General features: G+C 65.5%; 16 protein-coding genes. 12 read left to right on the top strand and 4 right to left on the bottom strand.

The features are described 5' to 3' along the window. From ACFTOW_RS09920 to pdxR, 3 genes are all read right to left on the bottom strand, one after another. Positions 1–750: a TSUP family transporter gene (locus ACFTOW_RS09920; RefSeq protein ID WP_379915159.1), complete on the bottom strand. Its 750-nt coding sequence runs from the start codon at positions 748–750 to the stop codon at positions 1–3. An 84-nt stretch (positions 751–834) separates the two neighbouring features. Beyond that, positions 835–2,610, bottom strand: a complete 1,776-nt coding sequence (gene xsc / locus ACFTOW_RS09915; protein WP_379915157.1) for a sulfoacetaldehyde acetyltransferase — start codon at positions 2,608–2,610, stop codon at positions 835–837. Between the two features lie 123 nt (positions 2,611–2,733). Then, complete coding sequence (gene pdxR / locus ACFTOW_RS09910) at positions 2,734–4,188, bottom strand: MocR-like pyridoxine biosynthesis transcription factor PdxR (protein ID WP_379915155.1); 1,455 nt, start codon at positions 4,186–4,188, stop codon at positions 2,734–2,736. 157 nt (positions 4,189–4,345) lie between these two features. Between pdxR and ACFTOW_RS09905 the strand changes: the two genes are divergently transcribed. After that, positions 4,346–4,693 carry an antibiotic biosynthesis monooxygenase family protein gene (locus ACFTOW_RS09905; protein WP_379915153.1) on the top strand — a complete coding sequence of 116 codons (348 nt, stop codon included), beginning with the start codon at positions 4,346–4,348 and terminating at the stop codon, positions 4,691–4,693. Between the two features lie 152 nt (positions 4,694–4,845). Here ACFTOW_RS09905 and ACFTOW_RS09900 read toward each other — a convergent pair whose 3' ends face one another. Further along, positions 4,846–6,237, bottom strand: a complete 1,392-nt coding sequence (locus ACFTOW_RS09900) for an aminotransferase family protein (protein ID WP_379915151.1) — start codon at positions 6,235–6,237, stop codon at positions 4,846–4,848. Positions 6,238–6,653: 416 nt separating this feature from the next. On the opposite strand from ACFTOW_RS09900, the gene ACFTOW_RS09895 reads away from it, so the two are divergent. The 11 genes from ACFTOW_RS09895 to ACFTOW_RS09845 all read left to right on the top strand — a co-directional run bounded on the left by ACFTOW_RS09895 (position 6,654) and on the right by ACFTOW_RS09845 (position 18,144). Beyond that, positions 6,654–7,649 (top strand): taurine ABC transporter substrate-binding protein, encoded by a 996-nt coding sequence (locus ACFTOW_RS09895; protein WP_379915148.1) that lies wholly within the window; start codon positions 6,654–6,656, stop codon positions 7,647–7,649. A 63-nt stretch (positions 7,650–7,712) separates the two neighbouring features. Continuing rightward, on the top strand, positions 7,713–8,522 hold the full coding sequence (locus tag ACFTOW_RS09890) for a taurine ABC transporter ATP-binding protein (RefSeq protein WP_379915146.1): 810 nt from the start codon (positions 7,713–7,715) through the stop codon (positions 8,520–8,522). Beyond that, positions 8,519–9,784 (top strand): ABC transporter permease, encoded by a 1,266-nt coding sequence (locus ACFTOW_RS09885; protein ID WP_379915144.1) that lies wholly within the window; start codon positions 8,519–8,521, stop codon positions 9,782–9,784. The genes ACFTOW_RS09890 and ACFTOW_RS09885 overlap by 4 nt, the downstream gene beginning before the upstream one ends. Before the next feature lie 10 nt (positions 9,785–9,794). Further along, on the top strand, positions 9,795–11,051 hold the full coding sequence (locus ACFTOW_RS09880) for a glycerate kinase type-2 family protein (RefSeq protein ID WP_379915142.1): 1,257 nt from the start codon (positions 9,795–9,797) through the stop codon (positions 11,049–11,051). 146 nt (positions 11,052–11,197) lie between these two features. After that, the gene (locus tag ACFTOW_RS09875) at positions 11,198–11,890 is read left to right on the top strand and encodes a fumarylacetoacetate hydrolase family protein (RefSeq protein WP_379915140.1); all 693 of its coding nucleotides are present in this window, start codon (positions 11,198–11,200) and stop codon (positions 11,888–11,890) included. Positions 11,891–12,020: 130 nt separating this feature from the next. Further along, complete coding sequence (locus ACFTOW_RS09870; protein WP_379915138.1) at positions 12,021–13,052, top strand: TRAP transporter substrate-binding protein; 1,032 nt, start codon at positions 12,021–12,023, stop codon at positions 13,050–13,052. Positions 13,053–13,124: 72 nt separating this feature from the next. After that, a complete protein-coding gene (locus tag ACFTOW_RS09865) occupies positions 13,125–13,709 on the top strand; it encodes a TRAP transporter small permease (protein ID WP_379915136.1) in 585 nt (194 codons plus the stop codon). Further along, entirely contained in the window at positions 13,706–15,028 is a 1,323-nt protein-coding gene (locus tag ACFTOW_RS09860; RefSeq protein ID WP_379915134.1) for a TRAP transporter large permease, read from the top strand. The genes ACFTOW_RS09865 and ACFTOW_RS09860 overlap by 4 nt, the downstream gene beginning before the upstream one ends. Before the next feature lie 113 nt (positions 15,029–15,141). Next, on the top strand, positions 15,142–15,906 hold the full coding sequence (locus ACFTOW_RS09855; RefSeq protein ID WP_379915132.1) for a crotonase/enoyl-CoA hydratase family protein: 765 nt from the start codon (positions 15,142–15,144) through the stop codon (positions 15,904–15,906). A gap of 5 nt (positions 15,907–15,911) precedes the next feature. Next, positions 15,912–16,358, top strand: a complete 447-nt coding sequence (locus tag ACFTOW_RS09850) for a MarR family winged helix-turn-helix transcriptional regulator (protein ID WP_379915130.1) — start codon at positions 15,912–15,914, stop codon at positions 16,356–16,358. A gap of 4 nt (positions 16,359–16,362) precedes the next feature. Beyond that, the gene (locus tag ACFTOW_RS09845) at positions 16,363–18,144 is read left to right on the top strand and encodes a feruloyl-CoA synthase (RefSeq protein WP_379915128.1); all 1,782 of its coding nucleotides are present in this window, start codon (positions 16,363–16,365) and stop codon (positions 18,142–18,144) included. Positions 18,145–18,171 lie beyond the last annotated feature (27 nt).

Below are 18,171 nucleotides of genomic sequence, written 5' to 3'. Positions count from 1 at the left end.
CTACAAAAGCTGACGAACAAGCCCGATCCCGGCCAGAGCGACCAAAAGAGCCAGGCTGACCGGACGGTAATGCCGCTCGTTCTCCGGGGTGAAATGGTGACGGCCCAGCCACAGGCCCGCCGCAAAGGGCACCAACAGTACAGCAAAGCGCAAGGCCGCCTGCGCGGTCATCACCCCCATCAGCCCCTGCCACAGCAGCGTGACCGAGCCGCTGAGCAGGATGATCACGATCATCGTGCCACGCATGTTGCGGGCGGGCAGGTTGCGCGCCATCAGATAGAGCGCATGGACCAGCCCGCCGATCGAGGCCAGACCGTTCACGATCCCGGCGGCAAAGCCCACCACCGCAGCCCCCGCGCGCCCCGGCCCCACCGGCAGCGGAATCCGCGCCAGTTGCATCGCGGCCAGCCCGCAGACCAGTGTCAGGGCGATGATGCTTGAGACCTCGGTATCCATTGTCTTGGTCAGGTGCAGCCCCAGCGGCACGCCCAGAAATGCCGCTGCCACCAGCGTCACCGCCAATGGCTTGTCCGCGGGGCCAAAACCGCCGCGCAGCAGCAGGGTTGACGCCGTCAGTTCCAGCAGCAGGCAGATCGGGATCAGGCCGATGGGTGCAATCATCCACGTGGCCAGCGCCATGATTGTGGCCGACGCGCCAAATCCGGTGAAACCACGCGCCACACCGGCGATGAAAACCACCGCCGCCAGAAAGGCCAGCGCGCCGGGCGACAGGTCCAGCGCGAGGATCATTCGGGCGTGTCGGCCTGCGAGGGCGCGATCACGCGTTTTCCTGTGAAAACGCGTGCAAACTCCATTCTGATGGAGTTTGGCACGTCACACCGCCTGCGGGCGCATATCCCCCCGGTTGATGCCCGCGACGGCCACGGGTTTCATCATCGCGTCGCGGCGGAACGGCTCGCCGAGTTCCTGATTGATCAGCGCCTCGATCAGGGTGGTCTTGCCGTGCTCCATCTGGTCGGTGATCGCCAATGACAGAGCGGCGGTCAGTTCTTCCATCGTGCGGGCCTGCACGCCCCGCAGGCCGCAGGCGGTGGCGATTCCGGCGTAAGAGACCTGATCGTCCAGTTCGGTGCCTACGAAATTGTCGTCATACCACAGCGTCGAATTGCGCTTTTCCGCGCCCCATTGGTAGTTGCGGAACACCACCATGGTGATCGCGGGCCATTCCGGGCGGCCGATCGCGGTCAGTTCGGTCACCGCGATGCCGAACGCGCCGTCCCCGGCAAAGCCCACGACCGGCACGTCGGGGCAGCCGATCTTGGCGCCGACGATGCTGGGCAGGCCATAGCCGCAGGGGCCGAACAGGCCCGGGGCCAGGTATTTGCGCCCCTCCTCGAAGCTGGGATAGGCGTTGCCGATGGCGCAGTTGTTGCCGATGTCGCTGCTGATGATCGCCTCGCGCGGCAGGGCGGACTGGATCGCGCGCCAGGCCATGCGCGGGCTCATCCAGTCGGGCTTGTCGGCGCGCGCGCGGGCGTTCCAGTTGGTGCCGGGGTCGTCCTCTTCGTGGTCCATGCTGGCCAGTTGCTGCGCCCAGGCCGATTTCGTCTGCGCGATCAGCGATTTCCGCTCGATCCGCCCGCCATCGCCTGCGGTGTCCGACAGCCGTTCGAAAATGCCCTGCGCCACCTTCTTCGCATCGCCCACGATGCCCACGCTGACGGGTTTGGTCAGGCCGATCCGGTCGGGGTTGATATCGACCTGGATGATGGCGGCATCCTTGGGCCAGTAGTCGATCCCGTATCCCGGCAGGGTTGAGAACGGGTTGAGCCGCGTGCCAAGGCACAGCACCACATCCGCCTTGGCAATCAGCTCCATCGCGGCCTTGGAGCCATTGTAGCCCAAGGGCCCGGCAAACAGCGGGTGATTGCCCGGAAAGGCATCGTTGTGCTGATAGCCCACGCAGACCGGCGCATCCAGCCGTTCGGCCAGCGCCATGCTGTCAGGGATTGCCCCGCCCAGCACCACGCCCGCCCCGTTCAGGATGACGGGGAACTTCGCCTTCGACAGCAGTGCGGCAGCCTCGGCAATCGCGGTATCCCCGCCGCCGGGGCGTTCGAATTCGACCACGGCGGGCAGGTCGATATCGATCACCTGCGTCCAGTAATCGCGTGGCATGTTGATCTGGGCCGGGGCCGAATGGCGCCGTGCCTGAAGGATCACGCGGTTCAGCACCTCGGCCACGCGGCTGGGGTCGCGCACCTCTTCCTGATAGGCGACCATGTCCTTGAACAGGTCCATCTGCGCGACCTCCTGAAACCCGCCCATGCCGATGGTCTTGTTGGCGGCCTGAGGGGTCACCAGCAACAGCGGCGTGTGGTTCCAGTAGGCGGTTTTCACCGCCGTCACGAAATTGGTGATTCCGGGGCCGTTCTGGGCGATCATCATGCTCATCTTGCCGGTCGCGCGGGTATAGCCATCGGCCATCATCCCGCCCGAGCCTTCATGCGCGCAGTCCCAGAACTGGATGCCTGCCTGCGGAAACAGGTCGGAAATCGGCATGAAGGCCGAGCCGATGATGCCGAACGCATGTTCGATGCCATGCATCTGCAGGGTTTTGACGAATGCTTCTTCGGTGGTCATCTTCATTTGTCACGGTCCTTGGATGGGGCAATCGGGATTCGGCCTGTGGCCGATGTTACGCTGCAGGGTAGCGGCTGGGGCGGGGGGCGATAGGGCCAGTGTGTTGCGTGGCTTAAGGCCAGATAGGGGCTATCGCATCGCCCGCGCGATCCGTGCCACGCCTTCGGGTATCCGCTCGGACGGGATCGAGGAATAGGCCAGCCGGTAGAACCGCCCCGGCGGGGCATCGCCCGCAAAGAACGGCCGCCCGGGTTCAATCAGCACGCCATCGCCGCGCAGCGCCAGCGCCAGAGCATCGGTATCCGTGTCCTCGGGGGCCTGCATCCAGAAGGATGACCCGCCATGCGCGCCGCGCCCCGCGATGCTCAGGCCCTCGGCGGCAATCGCTGCCTCCATCACGTGGCGACGCTCGGCATAGGCCCTGGCCGTGCGCCGGATCAGCGCGTCGTAATGGCCAAGGCTCAGGAAATAGGCCGCCGCCCGCTGCATCAGCCCCGGTGGATGGCGCAGGACGCTGGCCCGCAGTGCGCGCGCCTCGGCGATGAAGGGGGCGGAGCCCACCAGATAGCCCAGCCGCAGCCCCGGAAACAGCGACTTGGAAAAGCTGCCTGCATAGATCACGCGCCCGTCCTCATCCAGCGATTTCAGCGCGGGCGAGGGGGCGCGCAGGAACGCCATCTCGAACTCGTAGTCATCCTCGACGATCAGCGCCTCCAGCGCGCGGGCACGGTCCAGCAGGGCATGACGGCGTGCCAGCGGCATGGTGGCGGATGTGGGCGACTGGTGCGACGGAGTGGTGAAGATCACGTCGGTGCCGTCGGGGATCAGCTCGGGCGGCAGCCCGTCGCCATCCACCGGCACCGCCGACAGATGGCAGCGCGTGTGGGTCAGCACGTCGCGCAGCGCCGGGTAACACGGGTCTTCGACCGCCGCGCGCCTGCGCTGCGTCAGCAGCACCTGCGCCGCCAGCCACAGCGCGTTCTGCGCACCCATCGTGACCAGGATCTGCGACGGGGTGGCGATGATGCCGCGCCGGGGCAGGGTGTGGCGGGCGATGAACTCCACCAGTTGCGGATCGTCCTGATCATACTGATCGCTGGTCAGCGCCGCGAAATCGCGCTGCCCCAGCGTCTGCACCGCGCAGAGCCGCCAGTTGGCGTGATCGAACAGGCTTGCATCGGTCTGGCCATAGATGAACGGGTAAGGGTAGCGCGCCCAGTCCAGCGGCTTGTCCGGCGCGGCCCCGCCGGTGAACCGCTGGCCGATGGCGCGGGTCCAGTCCACCCGGTCGGCAGGCACGGTCAGGGCCGGGACGGGAGGCGGCTCGGGCGCATTGTCGGATACGAAATAGCCCGACCGCCCGCGCGACATCAGGTAATCCGAGGCGACAAGCTCGGTATAGGCCAGGGTCACTGTGATCCGGCTGACGCCCAGATGCGCGGCCAGCTTCCGGGTCGAGGGCAGTTTTTCGCCGCGCCGGAACCGCCCCGACAGGATGCCCTGTGCGATCATCTGCTGGATGCGCGCCTGCAACGTCGCCTGCCCGCGCGCATCAAGGTAAAAGGTTTCCACCGGGATCGCCATTCGGTCACGTTATCTGGATATACAGAGGTGGTAAACTGGCATTATGGCTGGTCGCCCGGTTCCGTTAGCCTTGGGGTGACACCGGCGCGCCCTGCGGATAGGAGCGGTGCGGGCAGGCAGGTCTTTGACCCTGCCCGCCACCATGCAGGAGGGTTACATGATCGCCGTCATCTTCGAGGTTTTCCCCGCCGAAGGGCAGGAACAGCCGTATCTGGACATGGCCGCCAGGATGCGCCCGCTGGCCGAAGGCATCCCCGGTTTCATCAGCGTCGAGCGGTTCCAGAGCCTGACGACCCCGGGCAAGCTGCTGTCCATCTCGTTCTGGGAGGATGAGGCCGCGCTTGAGGCCTGGCGCAACCTGCCGCAGCACCGCGGCGCACAGCGCGAAGGGCGTGACGTGATGTTCGCGGGCTATCGTTTGCGGGTCGCGGGGGTGATCCGCGACTATGGCATGGACAGCCGCGCGCAGGCCCCGAAAGACAGCCGCGCCGCGCATGGCGTCTGAAAGAAAACGCCCGCCGGTCGCATGATCCGGCGGGCTGTCAGGCCGAAGAGGCACGTCGCGGCCTTGAGTGATTGATAAGGCACGGGGTGGGTTGGCACCCACCCTACGGGGGTCGGTAGGGTGGGTGCCAACCCACCCCCATGACCGAACGGTCAGCCGAAGACGCGGGTCAGCGCCACGTCGGTTGCCGTCACCAGCTCGTCGATGTGATCCTTGGTGGCGATCAGCGCGGGGCTGTAGCACAGGGTGTTGTTCTTGCCGGGGATCGAGCGGTTGGTGACGCCGATGATGACCGCCTGCGCGTTGCATTCCGCAACCACCTTCTGCGCCAGCTTTTCGGCCACGGGGTCGCGCGTGTCGCGATCGGCCACCAGCTCGACGCCCAGAAACAGACCCTTGCCGCGCACATCGCCAATGACCTTGTGCTTGTCGGCCAGCGCCCACAGCTGATCCAGCATGTAATCGCCCATCCGCGTGGTGTTTTCCAGCAGCCCCTCATCCTCGATGATGCGCATGTTTTCCAGCGCCGCCGCGGGGCCGGCGGTGCAGCCGCCAAAGGTGGAAATGTCGCGGAAATAGTTCAACGGGTCTTCGACGTCATCCTTGAACATGTCGAACACCCGTTCGGTCGTGACGCAGCAGGCGATGGCGGCATAGCCCGATGCCACACCCTTGGCCATGGTCACGAAATCCGGCTCGATGCCGTAGTGCTGATAGCCGAACCATTCGGTGCCGGTGCGGCCCACGCCGCAGACGACCTCGTCGATATGCAGCAGCACGTCGTACTTGCGGCAGATTTCCTGCACCTTCTGCCAATACCCCTCGGGCGGGGTGATGACGCCACCGCCAGCCGTCACGGGTTCAAGACACAGCCCGCCCACCGTATCGGGGCCTTCGCGCAGGATCACCTGTTCGATCTGCTCGGCGGCCCACTCGCCATAGTTCTCTTCGGGCGCGCCGTCCTGTTCATGCTTGCGGTATTCCATGCAATGCGGGACGCGGATGAAATCGGGGGCAAAGGGGCCGTATTGCGCGTTGCGCTCATCCTGACCGCCGGCGCTCATCGCCCCGATGGTCGAGCCGTGGTAATCGCGGTCGCGGTACAGGATCTTGGTCTTCTTGCCGCCATGGCGTTTGTGCGCGATCTGGCGGATCATCTTAAAGGCCTTCTCGTTCGCCTCGGAGCCCGAGTTGGTGTAATACACCCGGCTCATCCCCGGCATCTTGGAGATCAGCCGCTCCGAGAACATGGCACCAGGGATCGACCCGGTGGAGCCTGCGAAATAGTTCATCTTGATCAACTGGTCGCGCACCGCATTGGCGATGCTTTCGCGGCCATAGCCCACGTTCACGGTCCAGACCCCGCCCGAGACACCGTCGAGATGCTGCCGCCCGTGCTGGTCCCAGACATGGATGCCCTTGCCCTCGACGATGATGCGCGGCGCGCCGGTTTCCAGCGGCTTGTGCTGCATCAGGTGGTGCCAGACATGGGCGCGGTCCATGTCCTCGATCTTGGTCAGGTCGTTGTCGAATGTTCCGTCCATGGTGTGCTCCGCATATCTTGGGAAACGGGGAAACGCCGCGCGCTACGCGGGTTTTGTCTGAACTTATCACACTCTGCCCGCGTTTGGAAAAATAGGACCAGATCGGACGCGCTGATAGCGCCAGATCTTTGCGCCACCGGCGGCACCTGCTGAAATCCTTGCCAGACTCGATGGAAATCACACGGGTTTTGCGCCGCCGCGATCCCCGGGGTGCTGCCGAATTTTCGGGCATCGCCTGCGAAACAGGCGCAAAACCATTGATCGGAATCGGGTTTTCCCGTCCCATAAACGGGCGTGGCAGGATTTTTTCACCCACAGCGCCGCCACGCGTGCAGACAAAACAGATCCGCCCCGCGCAGGCCCAAGGGTGCGGCGCAGGCCGGACGGACAAACAAAAGACCAACGGGAGACGACACATGAAGCTGACATCCAGGCTGACATCCGCCGCAGCCGCGCTGGCGCTGATGACCGGTGCCGCACAGGCGATGGACGAGATCACCGTGGCCTATTTCCTGGAATGGCCGATGCCGTTCCAGTACGCCAAGGTACAGGGCACCTATGACGAGGCGCTGGGCGTCACCGTCAACTGGCGCGCCTTTGACACCGGCACCGCGATGAGCGCGGCCATGGCCAGCGGCGACGTGCACCTGTCGGTGTCGCAGGGCGTGCCGCCCTTCGTGGTGGCCACCAGCGCCGGGCAGGACCTGCAGATCGTCGATGTGGCGGTCAGCTATGCCGACAACGACAACTGCGTGGTGCGCGCCGATCTGGAAATCGACAAGGACAGCGCGGACGAACTGGCGGGCAAGAAGGTGGCCGTGCCGCTGGGCACCGCCGCGCATTACGGATACCTCAAGCAGATGACCCATTTCGGCGTGGACATCTCGTCGATGGAGATCGTCAACATGGCCCCGCCCGAAGGGGCCGCCGCCATCGCGCAGGGGGCTGTCGACATGTTCTGCGGCTGGGGCGGGTCGCTGCGCCGCGCCGAAGAGCATGGCAATGTCCTGCTGACCGGTGCGGAGAAGGAAGACCTGGGCATTCTGGTTTTCGACGTCACCTCGGGGCCGTCGTCCTTTGTGGCGGAGAACCCCGAACTTGTGGCGGCCTTCCTGAAAGTGACGGCGGATGCCAACGCGATGTGGGCCGATCCGGCCAACCGCGACACCATGCTGCCGGTCATCGCACAGGACAGCGGCATGGATATGGACGCCACCGCCACCACCATCGACACCTTCGTCTTTCCCACGGTCGAGGATCAGTTGACCGCCAAATGGCTGGGCGGTGGCGCGCAGGAGTTCATGAAGGGCGTGGCCGATGTGTTTGTCGAGGCCGGCAGCATCGGTGCCGCGCTGGACAGCTATGAAACCCATGTCAACACCGGCCCGCTGGCGTCGGCGCAAGGCATGTGATCACCGGCCCGGGCGCGTCAGCAGGTGGCGGCGCGCCCGGTCAACGACAAGAAAAGGCAGGCAATGACCGGGCTTTCCATCGAAAACATCTCCATGCGGTTCGATCTGCCGAACGGCGGGCATGTGCAGGCGTTGCAGGACGTGTCGCTGACCCTCAACCCCGGCGAACTGCTGTCGGTGCTGGGGCCGTCGGGCTGCGGCAAGACCACGCTTTTGAACATCCTCGCGGGGTTTCTGGCCCCGACCCAAGGGCGCATCACCCTGAACGGCCACGCGGTCAAGGGGCCGGACGCCGAACGCGGCATGGTGTTCCAGCAGGGCGCGCTGTTCGAATGGATGAACGTGCGCGACAACGTCAGTTTCGGTCCGCGCATGGCCGGGCGGCGCGCGTCGGAGTATGGTGCCGAGGTGGATCACCTGCTGAATGTCGTCGGCCTGCGCGATTTCAAGGAAAAGGCGATCTACGAGCTGTCGGGCGGCATGCAGCAGCGCGTGGCGCTGGCGCGCTGTCTGGCCAATGACCCCGATGTGATCCTGATGGACGAGCCGCTGGGCGCGCTGGATGCGCTGACCCGCGAAAAGATGCAGGGGCTGGTCCTGAAGCTGTGGAAGGAGACAGGCAAGACCATCATCCTGATCACCCATTCCGTGGAAGAGGCGCTGTTGCTGGGCGAACGCCTGCTGGTCATGGCCCCGCGTCCGGGGCGCATCCATATGGATTACAACCTGCCCTTTGCCGACATGGGCGTGGGGCAGGACCTGCGCGAGGTCAAGAAACACCCTGAATTCGGCCAGCGGCGCGAAGAAATACTGGGTATGATCTGGGACATGGAAGAAGAGATCATGGGCCGTGGCGAAGGCGAGCAGGCATGACCATCCTTGTCCTCTATATCGGCATCTTCATCGCCGCTTTCGTCATCGTCCGTCTGGGCGCGCGCCGCCTGACCGAACGGCGCGATTTCTCGTCGCTCAAGACCGTGACCTTCGGCGACGAAAGCGCGGTGCGCCCCGATCGCTGGGCCAGCGTGATTTCCGTGGTCACTATATTCCTGCTCTGGGGGGCGTTCACCGGCAGCAACTGGGTGCCGGTCCATGCGCCCGGTCCCTTTGTCGGCGACACGCAGTTCACCTATACCGTCGAGGCCCCGGACGGCAGCCGTGACGACGCCACCGTGTTCATCCGTGTCCACAACCGCGGCGAAAGCGCCGAGGATCGTGACATCGACCCCGGCGAGGGCTTTGCACGAAATGACACGCTCACCGTCGCGGCGTGGCGCTCGAAGCTGCTGATCTTTGACGCCAATGACCAGATCACCCGCGACGATGGCGCGCGCATTGTCGCCATCGACGGTCAGCCGGTGGAGGCGGGTGGCGAGGTCCGCACCGATGCCGGGCGCGTTGCCGTCACGTCCAAGGGGTCGCTCAACTACGAGCCGCCCAAGGGGTGGCAGATGGAGCCGATCTGGCTGCCCCCGCCCGAGGCCGTGGTAGCGCGGGTGGCCGAGATCGCCAGCACCGGCTATCAGAACTTCACCCTGTGGGAGCACCTGGGCTGGTCGCTGTACCGCGTCGTGCTTGGCTTCATCCTTGGCGCGGCGGTGGGCATCCCGCTGGGCTATGCCATGGGCCTGAGTGACTGGTTTCGCGGCTGGTTCGATCCCATCGTCGAATTCATGCGCCCGGTGCCGCCCCTTGCGCTGATCCCGCTGGTGATCATCTGGGCGGGGATTGGCGAGAGCGGCAAGATCATCCTGCTGTTTCTCGCAGCCCTCTGGATCATGACGATCTCGGCGCGCGCCGGTGTGTCGGGGGTCAACATCACCAAGGTGCATGCCGCCTATTCGCTGGGGGCCAGCAAATGGCAGATCCTGCGCCACGTGATCATTCCCAACAGCCTGCCCGAGATCTTCACCGGCGCGCGGGTTGCCATGGGCGTGTGCTGGGGCACGGTGGTGGCCGCCGAACTGGTGGCGGCGGAAAAGGGCGCGGGCATGATGATCATGGTCGCCAGCCGGTTCCAGCTGACCGACGTGGTGCTGATGGGGATCATCCTGATCGGGGTGATCGGCTATGGCATCGACATTCTGTTCCGCATGGCCGAACGCTGGCTGGTGCCCTGGAAAGGCCGCAGCTAAGCTGTTGGCCATGACAGAGGACACAGAACTCCTGCGCGCGTTGTTTGACGCCGCCGTTGCCGCCGCCGACCCGGACCTGGCGCTGGCCCCGCATCTGCCCGCGCGACCTAAGGGGCGCACCGTGGTGGTCGGCGCGGGCAAGGGCGCCGCGCAGATGGCCGCCGCGTTCGAACGGCTGTGGGGCGACTGTCAGGGCGTGGTGGTCACGCGCCATGGCTATGGCTGCGGCACCGCGCATATCCGCGTGATGCAGGCCGCGCATCCGGTGCCCGACGCTGCCGGTCTGGACGCCAGCCGTGCGATGTTTGACGCAGTCCGCGGTCTGGGGGCGGATGATCTGGTGGTGGCGCTGATCTGTGGCGGCGGCTCGGCCCTGCTGCCCGCCCCGCCCGGCGATCTGACGCTGGAGGATGAGCAGGCGCTGAACGCAGCACTGCTGCGCAGCGGCGCGCCGATCGGGGCGATGAACGCGATCCGCAAGCAGTTCAGCCGGATCAAGGGCGGCAGGCTGGCCGCCGCCGCCCATCCCGCACGGGTGGTCAGCCTGATCGTGTCGGATGTGCCGGGCGATGATCCGGCACAGGTGGCCAGCGGCCCCACCGTGCCTGACGCCAGTGATCGTGCAACGGCACTGGCGGCGATCCGGGATTACCGGATCGACCTGCCCGAACGCATCACCGCCTTCCTGCAAAACGCCCCACAGGACTCGCCGCACCCCGACGACCCGGCCTTTGCGCGCGATCAAGTGGCGGTGATCGCCTCGGCCGCGCGCTCGCTTGACGCCGCCGCCGCATTGGCCGCGCGCCATGGCATCGCCGCGCATATCCTGTCTGACGCGATCGAGGGCGAGGCCCGCGAGGTGGCGCTTGTCCATGCTGCCATCGCCCGCCAGATCGCGCAGCACGACCGCCCCTTTGCCAGGCCCGCGCTGCTGCTATCGGGGGGCGAAACCACCGTCACCTTGCGCGGGCAGGGGCGCGGCGGGCGCAACACCGAATTTCTGCTGGCCTTCGCACGCGCCATCGACGGCCTGCCCGGCATCACCGCACTGGCGGCGGATACCGACGGTATCGACGGGTCCGAGAATAACGCCGGAGCCTTTGCCTCGGGCCAGACCGCCACACGGATGCGTGCCGCCGGGGTCGATCCGGCCATGGCGGTGGCCGACAACGATGCCTATACCGCCTTTGCAGCCATTGACGCGCTGTTCACGCCCGGCCCCACCGGCACAAACGTCAACGATTTCCGCGCCATCCTGATCCGGTGAGACGAGCATCTGGGCTACTGGCGGCACAAGTTTCTCTTGCCAGATAATAGTTATATTATATAACTATTGCCACACGCCCCGCGCGCCCGATACATGGCGGCATGGCCCCGCGCCAGACACACAGCACAGGACCAAAGGCACAGCCAATGACAGCAGTTTTCGACCTTCCCTCCCTGCCGCAGGTGCCCGTCGCGGGCACCGAAGCCACATTCCCGGTGCGCCGCATTTTCTGCGTGGGCCGCAACTATGCCGCCCATGCCGCCGAAATGGGGGTCGAGGTGGATCGCGAGGCGCCGTTCTATTTCACCAAGACGCCATGGGCGATCTGCCAGACCGGCAGCACCATCCCCTATCCGCTGGAAACGCGGGACTACCATTACGAGATGGAGTTCGTCGTCGCCATCGGCAAACCGGCCTTTCGCGTCACGACAGACACCGCGCTGGAGCATGTGTTTGGCTATGCCTGCGGTCTGGACATGACGCGCCGCGATCTGCAGGCGCAGGCCAAGGACACGCGCCGCCCCTGGGATCTGGGCAAGGATGTCGAGGATTCGGCCGTGATTGCGGCCATCACGCCCGCCGCCGGGTTCACACCCGCCGATCAGCGCATCACGCTGAGCGTCAATGGCGCGGTGAAGCAGGACGCGACCCTGACCGAGATGATCTGGTCTGTGCCCGAGATCATCGCCCATCTGTCGCGTTTCTATCACCTGCAACCCGGTGATCTGATCTTTACCGGCACGCCTGCCGGGGTCGGCCCGGTCGTGGCGGGCGACTCGATGACCGGCACGATCGACGGGCTGGCCCCGGTGGCGCTGACGCTGGGCGACCCGGAATGACGTGAACGTTGGGGTGGGAGGCCCCGGCAACGATTGACCTGTCGCTGCGACTGATGCTGAATGACGGTCCAACCAAGGCAAATGGCCTGCCGCCAAAGGCTGGCCGAAACTGATCATAGGGAGAGATCAGATGACCAAACGTCGTGAATTTCTGGGTTTTGCCGTCGGTGCCGCGCTGGCGCTGACCGGCACCGCAGCGTCCGCCCAGGAGGTGACGCTGAAACTGCACCAGTTCCTGCCCGCGCAGGCCAATGTGCCCACGCTGATCCTGGATGTCTGGGCCGACAAGATCGAGGCCGAAAGCGATGGCCGCATCAAGATCGACCGCTTTCCGGCGATGCAACTGGGGGGCCGCCCGCCCGAACTGATCGATCAGGCGATCGATGGCGTGGCCGACATCATCTGGACGGTCGCGGGCTATACGCCGGGGCGTTTCCCGCAGGCCGAGGTGTTCGAACTGCCGTTCCTGATGACCAATGCCGAGGCCACCAGCCGCGCCTATTGGGAATTCGCCGAAGCCAACATGCTGGACACCGATTACAAGGACTTCAAGACCATCGCCGTCTGGGTGCATGGCCCTGGCCTGATCCATTCCAAAAGCCCGATCACCGATGTGTCGGACCTGAACGGGGTCAAGCTGCGCGCGCCGACGCGCACCACCACGATGCTGTTTTCCGAACTGGGGGCCACGCCGGTCGGCATGCCGGTGCCCGCGATTTCGGAATCCCTGTCCAAGGGCGTGATCGACGCCGCCGTGATCCCGTGGGAAGTGACAGCCGCCCTGAAGGTGTCGGAACTGGTTGAAAACCATACCGAATTTGGTGATGCGTCGCTGTATACGACCGCTTTCATCTTTGCGATGAATCAGGACAAGTATGACGCGCTGCCCGACGATCTGAAGGAGGTGATCGATGCCAATTCCGGGGCCGACACCTCGGCCTGGGCGGGCAAGACGATGGCATCCGCGGATGCGGGCGCGCGTCAGATCGCGGTGGACCGTGGCAACAACATCATCACCCTGAGCGACGAGCAGGTTGCCGAATGGCGCGAGGCCGCCGCCGGGGTCGAGGCCAAGTGGGCCGAGGAAATGACCGGGCGCGGCTTTGATGGTCCGGCACTGGTCGAGCAGGCCAAGGACCTGATCGCCAAGCACACCGAGTAAGCCTGCGATCAAACGGGGCCGCGCCAGCGTGCGGCCCCGACACGGGGATTTCACCAAGGGGGAGGGGGCAAGATGCACCGTTTGATGAACGGACTGGCCCGATACATGGCGTTGCTGGGCGGGTTCGTGTTGCTGGCGCTGATCGTGCTGACCTGCGTTTCGGTGCTGGGGCGCGGCATCAACACGTTCCTGCACAGCGATCTGGGCGCGGGGTTGCTGGGCGGGATGGCCCGGACATTGCTGGATACCGGCGTGGGGCCGATCCTCGGCGATTTCGAACTGGTCGAGGCCGGCGTGGCCTTTGCCATCTTTGCCTTCATCCCGTTCTGCCAGATCACCAATGGTCATGCGACGGTGGATATCTTCACCTCGAAACTGGGGGTCAGCGCCAACCGCTTCATCCAGATGGTGGTCGAGATCGTTTTTGCCGTCGTGCTGATCCTTATCGCCGAACGGCTGTATGACGGGATGATGTCCAAGATGCGCTATGGCGAAACGACTTTTCTGCTGCAGTTCCCGATCTGGTGGGCCTATGCGGTGTCGCTGTCGGCGGCGGTGCTGGCGGCGCTGGTGGGCGTCTACATGGCCGTGGTGCGCACGGCCGAGTTTTTCACCGGGCGGATGATCATCGCGCCCGCCGGGGGGGCGGACCATTGAGCAATATTGAAATCGGGCTTGCGTCCTTTCCGGTTCTGATCGGGCTGATCTTTTTGCGGGTGCCGATCGGCCTGTCGATGCTTCTGGTCGGGCTGGGGGGCTTGTATTTCGTCACCGGCGGCTGGAACGTGGCCTTTGCCCGGCTGAAATCCGAGACCTATTCGACGTTTTCCAGCTATTCGCTGTCGATCGTGCCGATGTTCCTGCTGATGGGACAGTTCGCCACGCTGGGCGGCATGTCCACCGCGCTGTTCAAGGCTGCCGAGGCATGGCTGGGCCATCGCAAGGGCGGTGTCGCCATGTCGGCGGTGGGGGCCTGCGCGGGGTTCGGCGCGATCTGCGGCAGCTCGCTGGCGACGGCGGCCACGATGGGGCAGGTCGCGCTGCCCGAACTGCGCCGCTATGGCTATTCGGGTGGGTTTTCCACCGCGACGCTGGCGGCGGGCGGCACGCTGGGCATCCTGATCCCGCCCTCGGTGATCCTGGTGATCTATGCCATCCTGACCGAACAGAACATCGCCAAGCTGTTTCTGGCCGCCTTCATTCCCGGCATTCTGGCCGCCATCGGCTACATGCTGACGATCTCGGTCTATGTGCGGATGAACCCGGGCAGCGCCGGTGTGCGCCCGCCCATGCCCTATGCCGAGCGGTTCGCGGCCCTGTTCAAGGTCTGGCCGGTGCTGCTGGTGTTCCTGCTGGTGGTGCTGGGGATCTATCTGGGCTGGTTCACCCCCACCGAAGGCGCAGCCGTGGGCGCCCTGGGCACCGGGTTGATCGCGCTGTTCAACGGGGGTCTGAACCGCGTCACCCTGTCGGAAAGCTTTTTGTCCACTGCGCGATCCACCGCGATGATCTTTTTCATCGTTCTGGGCGCGGCCTTCTACAACGGGTTTCTGGCGCTGACGCAGGTGCCGCAGGAACTGGCGGGCTGGGTCGACAACCTTGGCTATTCGCCCTGGGTGATCCTGACCATCATCCTGTTGCTGTATCTGGTCTTTGGCTGCGTCATGGACAGCCTGTCGATGATCCTGCTGACGATCCCGATCTTCTTTCCCATCATCTCGGTGCTGGATTTCGGCCTGACGCCCGAAGAGACGGCGATCTGGTTCGGCATCATCGTGCTGATCGTGGTCGAGGTCGGGCTGATTACGCCGCCGGTGGGGATGAACCTGTTCGTCATCAACTCGATGGACCGCAATACCCCGATGATCGAGACCTACAAGGCGGTGATGTATTTCGTCGCCTCGGATATCGTGCGCGTGATCATCCTGATCGCCTTTCCGGTGATCACGGTGGGGCTGCTGCGGGTGCTGCACTGATGTGACCCCGGCGCGCGGGTGGTCTTGCGCGCCGGACACCGCCCGGGGAAAGGGCTGGTATTTGTGTGGAATAATAGTTATACGATATAACAAAAATAACCCGAGGGAAAGAGATGTCCGATATCCTGCAAACCCGGATCGAGGGGCCGATCGCGGTTCTGACGATGAACCGCCCCGACAAGCGCAACGCGATGAACGATGCGCTGCTGGGCGCGCTGGACGCGTTCTTTTCCAACCCGCCCGAAGGGGTCAAGGTGGTCGTGCTGACCGGCACGGCGGGGCATTACTGCTCGGGTCTGGATCTGTCCGAACATGTGGCGCGCGACGCCGAAGGCACGATGCGCCATTCGCGCGGATGGCATGGCGTCATGGACAAAATCCAGTTCTCGGGCCTGCCGGTCGTCTCGGCCCTGTTCGGCGCGGTGATTGGCGGCGGGCTGGAACTGGCCACCGCCACGCATGTGCGCATCGCCGAGCCATCGACCATCTTCCAGCTGCCCGAAGGGCGGCGCGGCATCTATGTGGGCGGCGGTGCATCCGTGCGGGTGGGCCGTATTCTGGGCGCCGACCGGATGATCGAGATGATGTTGACCGGGCGCAAGTTCGACGCTGAACAGGGGGAACGCCTTGGCCTGTGCCACTATGCCGTGGGCGAGGGCGAGGCGCTGCCTATGGCGATGGATCTGGCGGGCAAGATCGCGCAGAACGCGGCGCTGTCGAATTACGTGATGATCCACGCCCTCAGCCGGATCGCGGATATGTCGAAAGCCGACGGGCTGTTCACCGAATCCCTGTGCGCCGCCCTGACCCAGACCAGCCCGGATGCCCAGGAAGGGCTGCGTGCCTTCCTGGACAAGCGCCAGCCGCAGTTCCGGTGACGCCGATGTCCAGTGACACGATACACGACGCCGCCCTCGACAGCGCCCTGCCCGAGCTGATCGGCTATGGCCTGAAACGCAGCGCCACCGCCGTCACCGCCGATGCGGCGCGGGTGCTGGAGCCGATGGGGCTGCGCATCACCACGTTTTCGGCGCTGACAGTGATCTGCACCCACCCCGGTGTGCGCCAGACCGATCTGGCCGCGACGCTGGGGATCGAGCGGTCGAACAGCGTGGCAGTGATCGACGCGCTGGAAAAGGCGCACTGGATCACCCGCGAGCGTGAGCCTGCCGACCGGCGCGCCATCGCCCTGCGCCCCACCACCGCCGGGGTCATGCGCCAGAAAACCGCGCGGCTGGCCCTGCTGGGGCACGAGGACCGGATGTTCGCCGACCTGACCGCGATGGAACGGCGCGAGCTTGTGAAACTCCTGTCAAAGATCAAGGTCTAGGCCGATGCAGACACCCAAGGCAGTCCGCCAATCCGTGCGCCGTGACATCCGAGACGATGGCGCGGTGATCCTGACTTCGAACCACGCGCTTGGCCCGGTGGCGCGCACCACCGGCGACTGGCTGGACGCATGGGCCGCGCGCACGCCGGATGCGGTGTTCATCGCCGAACGCTCGGGCCCCGGCTGGCGCGAGGTGACCTATGCACAGGCGCGCGACATGGTGCGCGCGCTGGCGGGCTGGTTGCTGGATCAGCCGGGGCAGGGGCCGGTGATGATGATCTCGGGCAATTCGGTCGATCACGGGCTGCTGGCGCTGGCGGCGCAATACGTGGGCCGCGCCAATGTGCCGGTGGCCGAGCAATACGCGCTGATCCCCGGCGCGCATGAGCGGCTTGCCTATGCGGTGGACAAGGTGCGCCCGTCGCTGATCTATGTCGATGACGCCGCGCGCTATGCCGATGCGCTGGCCCTGCCGCAGCTTGCCGGTATCCCGGTGATCGCCGGCACTCCCGCCGGTGCCCCGCGCGCCGTGATCCCGATGGCCGACGCCCTGCGCGGCGGTGCGGGCGATGTGGACGGCGCCCATGCGCAGGTGACCCCCGATACGGTGGGCAAGATCCTGTTCACCTCGGGGTCCACCTCCAACCCCAAGGGCGTTCTGACCACCCATCGCATGATGTGCGTGAACCAGACGCAGCTGGCCGATGCCTTTCCGATCCTGCGCGCCGAGCCGCCCAAGCTGCTGGACTGGCTGCCGTGGAACCATGTCTTTGGCGGTTCGCACAACTTCAACATGATGCTGGCCCATGGCGGCGCGCTCTATATCGACGATGGCAAGCCGACCGATGCCCTGTTCCCGCGCACGCTGGAGAACATGCAGATGCACACCGGCACGCTGTCGTTCAACGTGCCGATGGGATACGCGCGGCAGGTCACCGCCCTGCGCGCCGATGCCGACCTGCGCAGGCGGTTCTTCACGGGGCTGCATTTCACCTTCTATGCCGGTGCCTCGCTCCCGCAGGAGGTGTGGGATGCGCTGGGTGACATGGCACGCGAGGTGACGGGCGAGGTGCCGCTGATGGTCAGCTCCTGGGGCATGACCGAAACCGCCCCCGCCGTGCTGCTCACGCATGAGCGCGTCACCCGGTCCGGCATCGTCGGCGCGCCGCTGGCCGGCACCGAGGTCAAGCTGATCCCCGAGGACGAAGGCCGCTATGAACTGCGCGTCAAGGGGCCAAACATCATGCCCGGCTATTTCGAGGACCCGGACAAGACCAAAGCCGCCTTTGACGCCGAGGGGTTCCTGATCACCGGTGACGCTATGCGCTTTGTCAACGAGGACGAGCCGGATCGCGGCCTGCGCTTTGACGGTCGCATATCCGAGGATTTCAAGCTGACTTCCGGTACATGGGTGCGCGTGGCTGCCCTGCGTGGGGCGCTGCTGGGCGCGCTGGACGGGCTGGCCGCCGACATCGTCATCACCGGGCACGACCGGGCGGAACTGGGCGTGCTGGTCTTTCCCGCCACGTCTGCCACCGGCGACGGGGCCTGCGCCGATCCGGCGCGCATGGACGAAATCCGCGCCCGGCTGGCCCCGCTGGCCGCTGCGGCCACAGGCTCGTCCACCCGCGTGGGCCGCGCCCTGATCCTGACCGAGCCGCCAAGACTTGAGGCGCAGGAAATGACCGCCAAGGGCAATCTCAACACCCGCCGCGTGCTGACCCGCCGCGCCGGTCTGGTGGCGCGTCTGTACGATGACGCCGACCCGGCCGTGATCCGCATATGATTTCCTCTCTCTTCAAATATCCCGGGG

It is taken from the genome of Lacimonas salitolerans, assembly GCF_042677865.1.
GTDB classification, from domain to species: domain Bacteria; phylum Pseudomonadota; class Alphaproteobacteria; order Rhodobacterales; family Rhodobacteraceae; genus Lutimaribacter; species Lutimaribacter salitolerans.
This window is presented reverse-complemented; position numbering and strand designations above follow the sequence as displayed.

Bases quoted from the DNA above. Each gene is read 5' to 3' on its own strand.
- ACFTOW_RS09865 (WP_379915136.1), top strand. From the start codon at position 13,125: ATGCACCGTTTGATGAACGGACTGGCCCGATACATGGCGTTGCTGGGC.
- ACFTOW_RS09855 (WP_379915132.1), top strand. From the start codon at position 15,142: ATGTCCGATATCCTGCAAACCCGGATCGAGGGGCCGATCGCGGTTCTG.
- ACFTOW_RS09870 (WP_379915138.1), top strand. From the start codon at position 12,021: ATGACCAAACGTCGTGAATTTCTGGGTTTTGCCGTCGGTGCCGCGCTG.
- ACFTOW_RS09880 (WP_379915142.1), top strand. From the start codon at position 9,795: ATGACAGAGGACACAGAACTCCTGCGCGCGTTGTTTGACGCCGCCGTT.
- ACFTOW_RS09845 (WP_379915128.1), top strand. From the start codon at position 16,363: ATGCAGACACCCAAGGCAGTCCGCCAATCCGTGCGCCGTGACATCCGA.
- xsc (WP_379915157.1), bottom strand. From the start codon at position 2,610: ATGAAGATGACCACCGAAGAAGCATTCGTCAAAACCCTGCAGATGCAT.
- pdxR (WP_379915155.1), bottom strand. From the start codon at position 4,188: ATGGCGATCCCGGTGGAAACCTTTTACCTTGATGCGCGCGGGCAGGCG.
- ACFTOW_RS09920 (WP_379915159.1), bottom strand. From the start codon at position 750: ATGATCCTCGCGCTGGACCTGTCGCCCGGCGCGCTGGCCTTTCTGGCG.
- ACFTOW_RS09875 (WP_379915140.1), top strand. From the start codon at position 11,198: ATGACAGCAGTTTTCGACCTTCCCTCCCTGCCGCAGGTGCCCGTCGCG.
- ACFTOW_RS09895 (WP_379915148.1), top strand. From the start codon at position 6,654: ATGAAGCTGACATCCAGGCTGACATCCGCCGCAGCCGCGCTGGCGCTG.
- ACFTOW_RS09850 (WP_379915130.1), top strand. From the start codon at position 15,912: ATGTCCAGTGACACGATACACGACGCCGCCCTCGACAGCGCCCTGCCC.
- ACFTOW_RS09905 (WP_379915153.1), top strand. From the start codon at position 4,346: ATGATCGCCGTCATCTTCGAGGTTTTCCCCGCCGAAGGGCAGGAACAG.
- ACFTOW_RS09885 (WP_379915144.1), top strand. From the start codon at position 8,519: ATGACCATCCTTGTCCTCTATATCGGCATCTTCATCGCCGCTTTCGTC.
- ACFTOW_RS09900 (WP_379915151.1), bottom strand. From the start codon at position 6,237: ATGGACGGAACATTCGACAACGACCTGACCAAGATCGAGGACATGGAC.
- ACFTOW_RS09890 (WP_379915146.1), top strand. From the start codon at position 7,713: ATGACCGGGCTTTCCATCGAAAACATCTCCATGCGGTTCGATCTGCCG.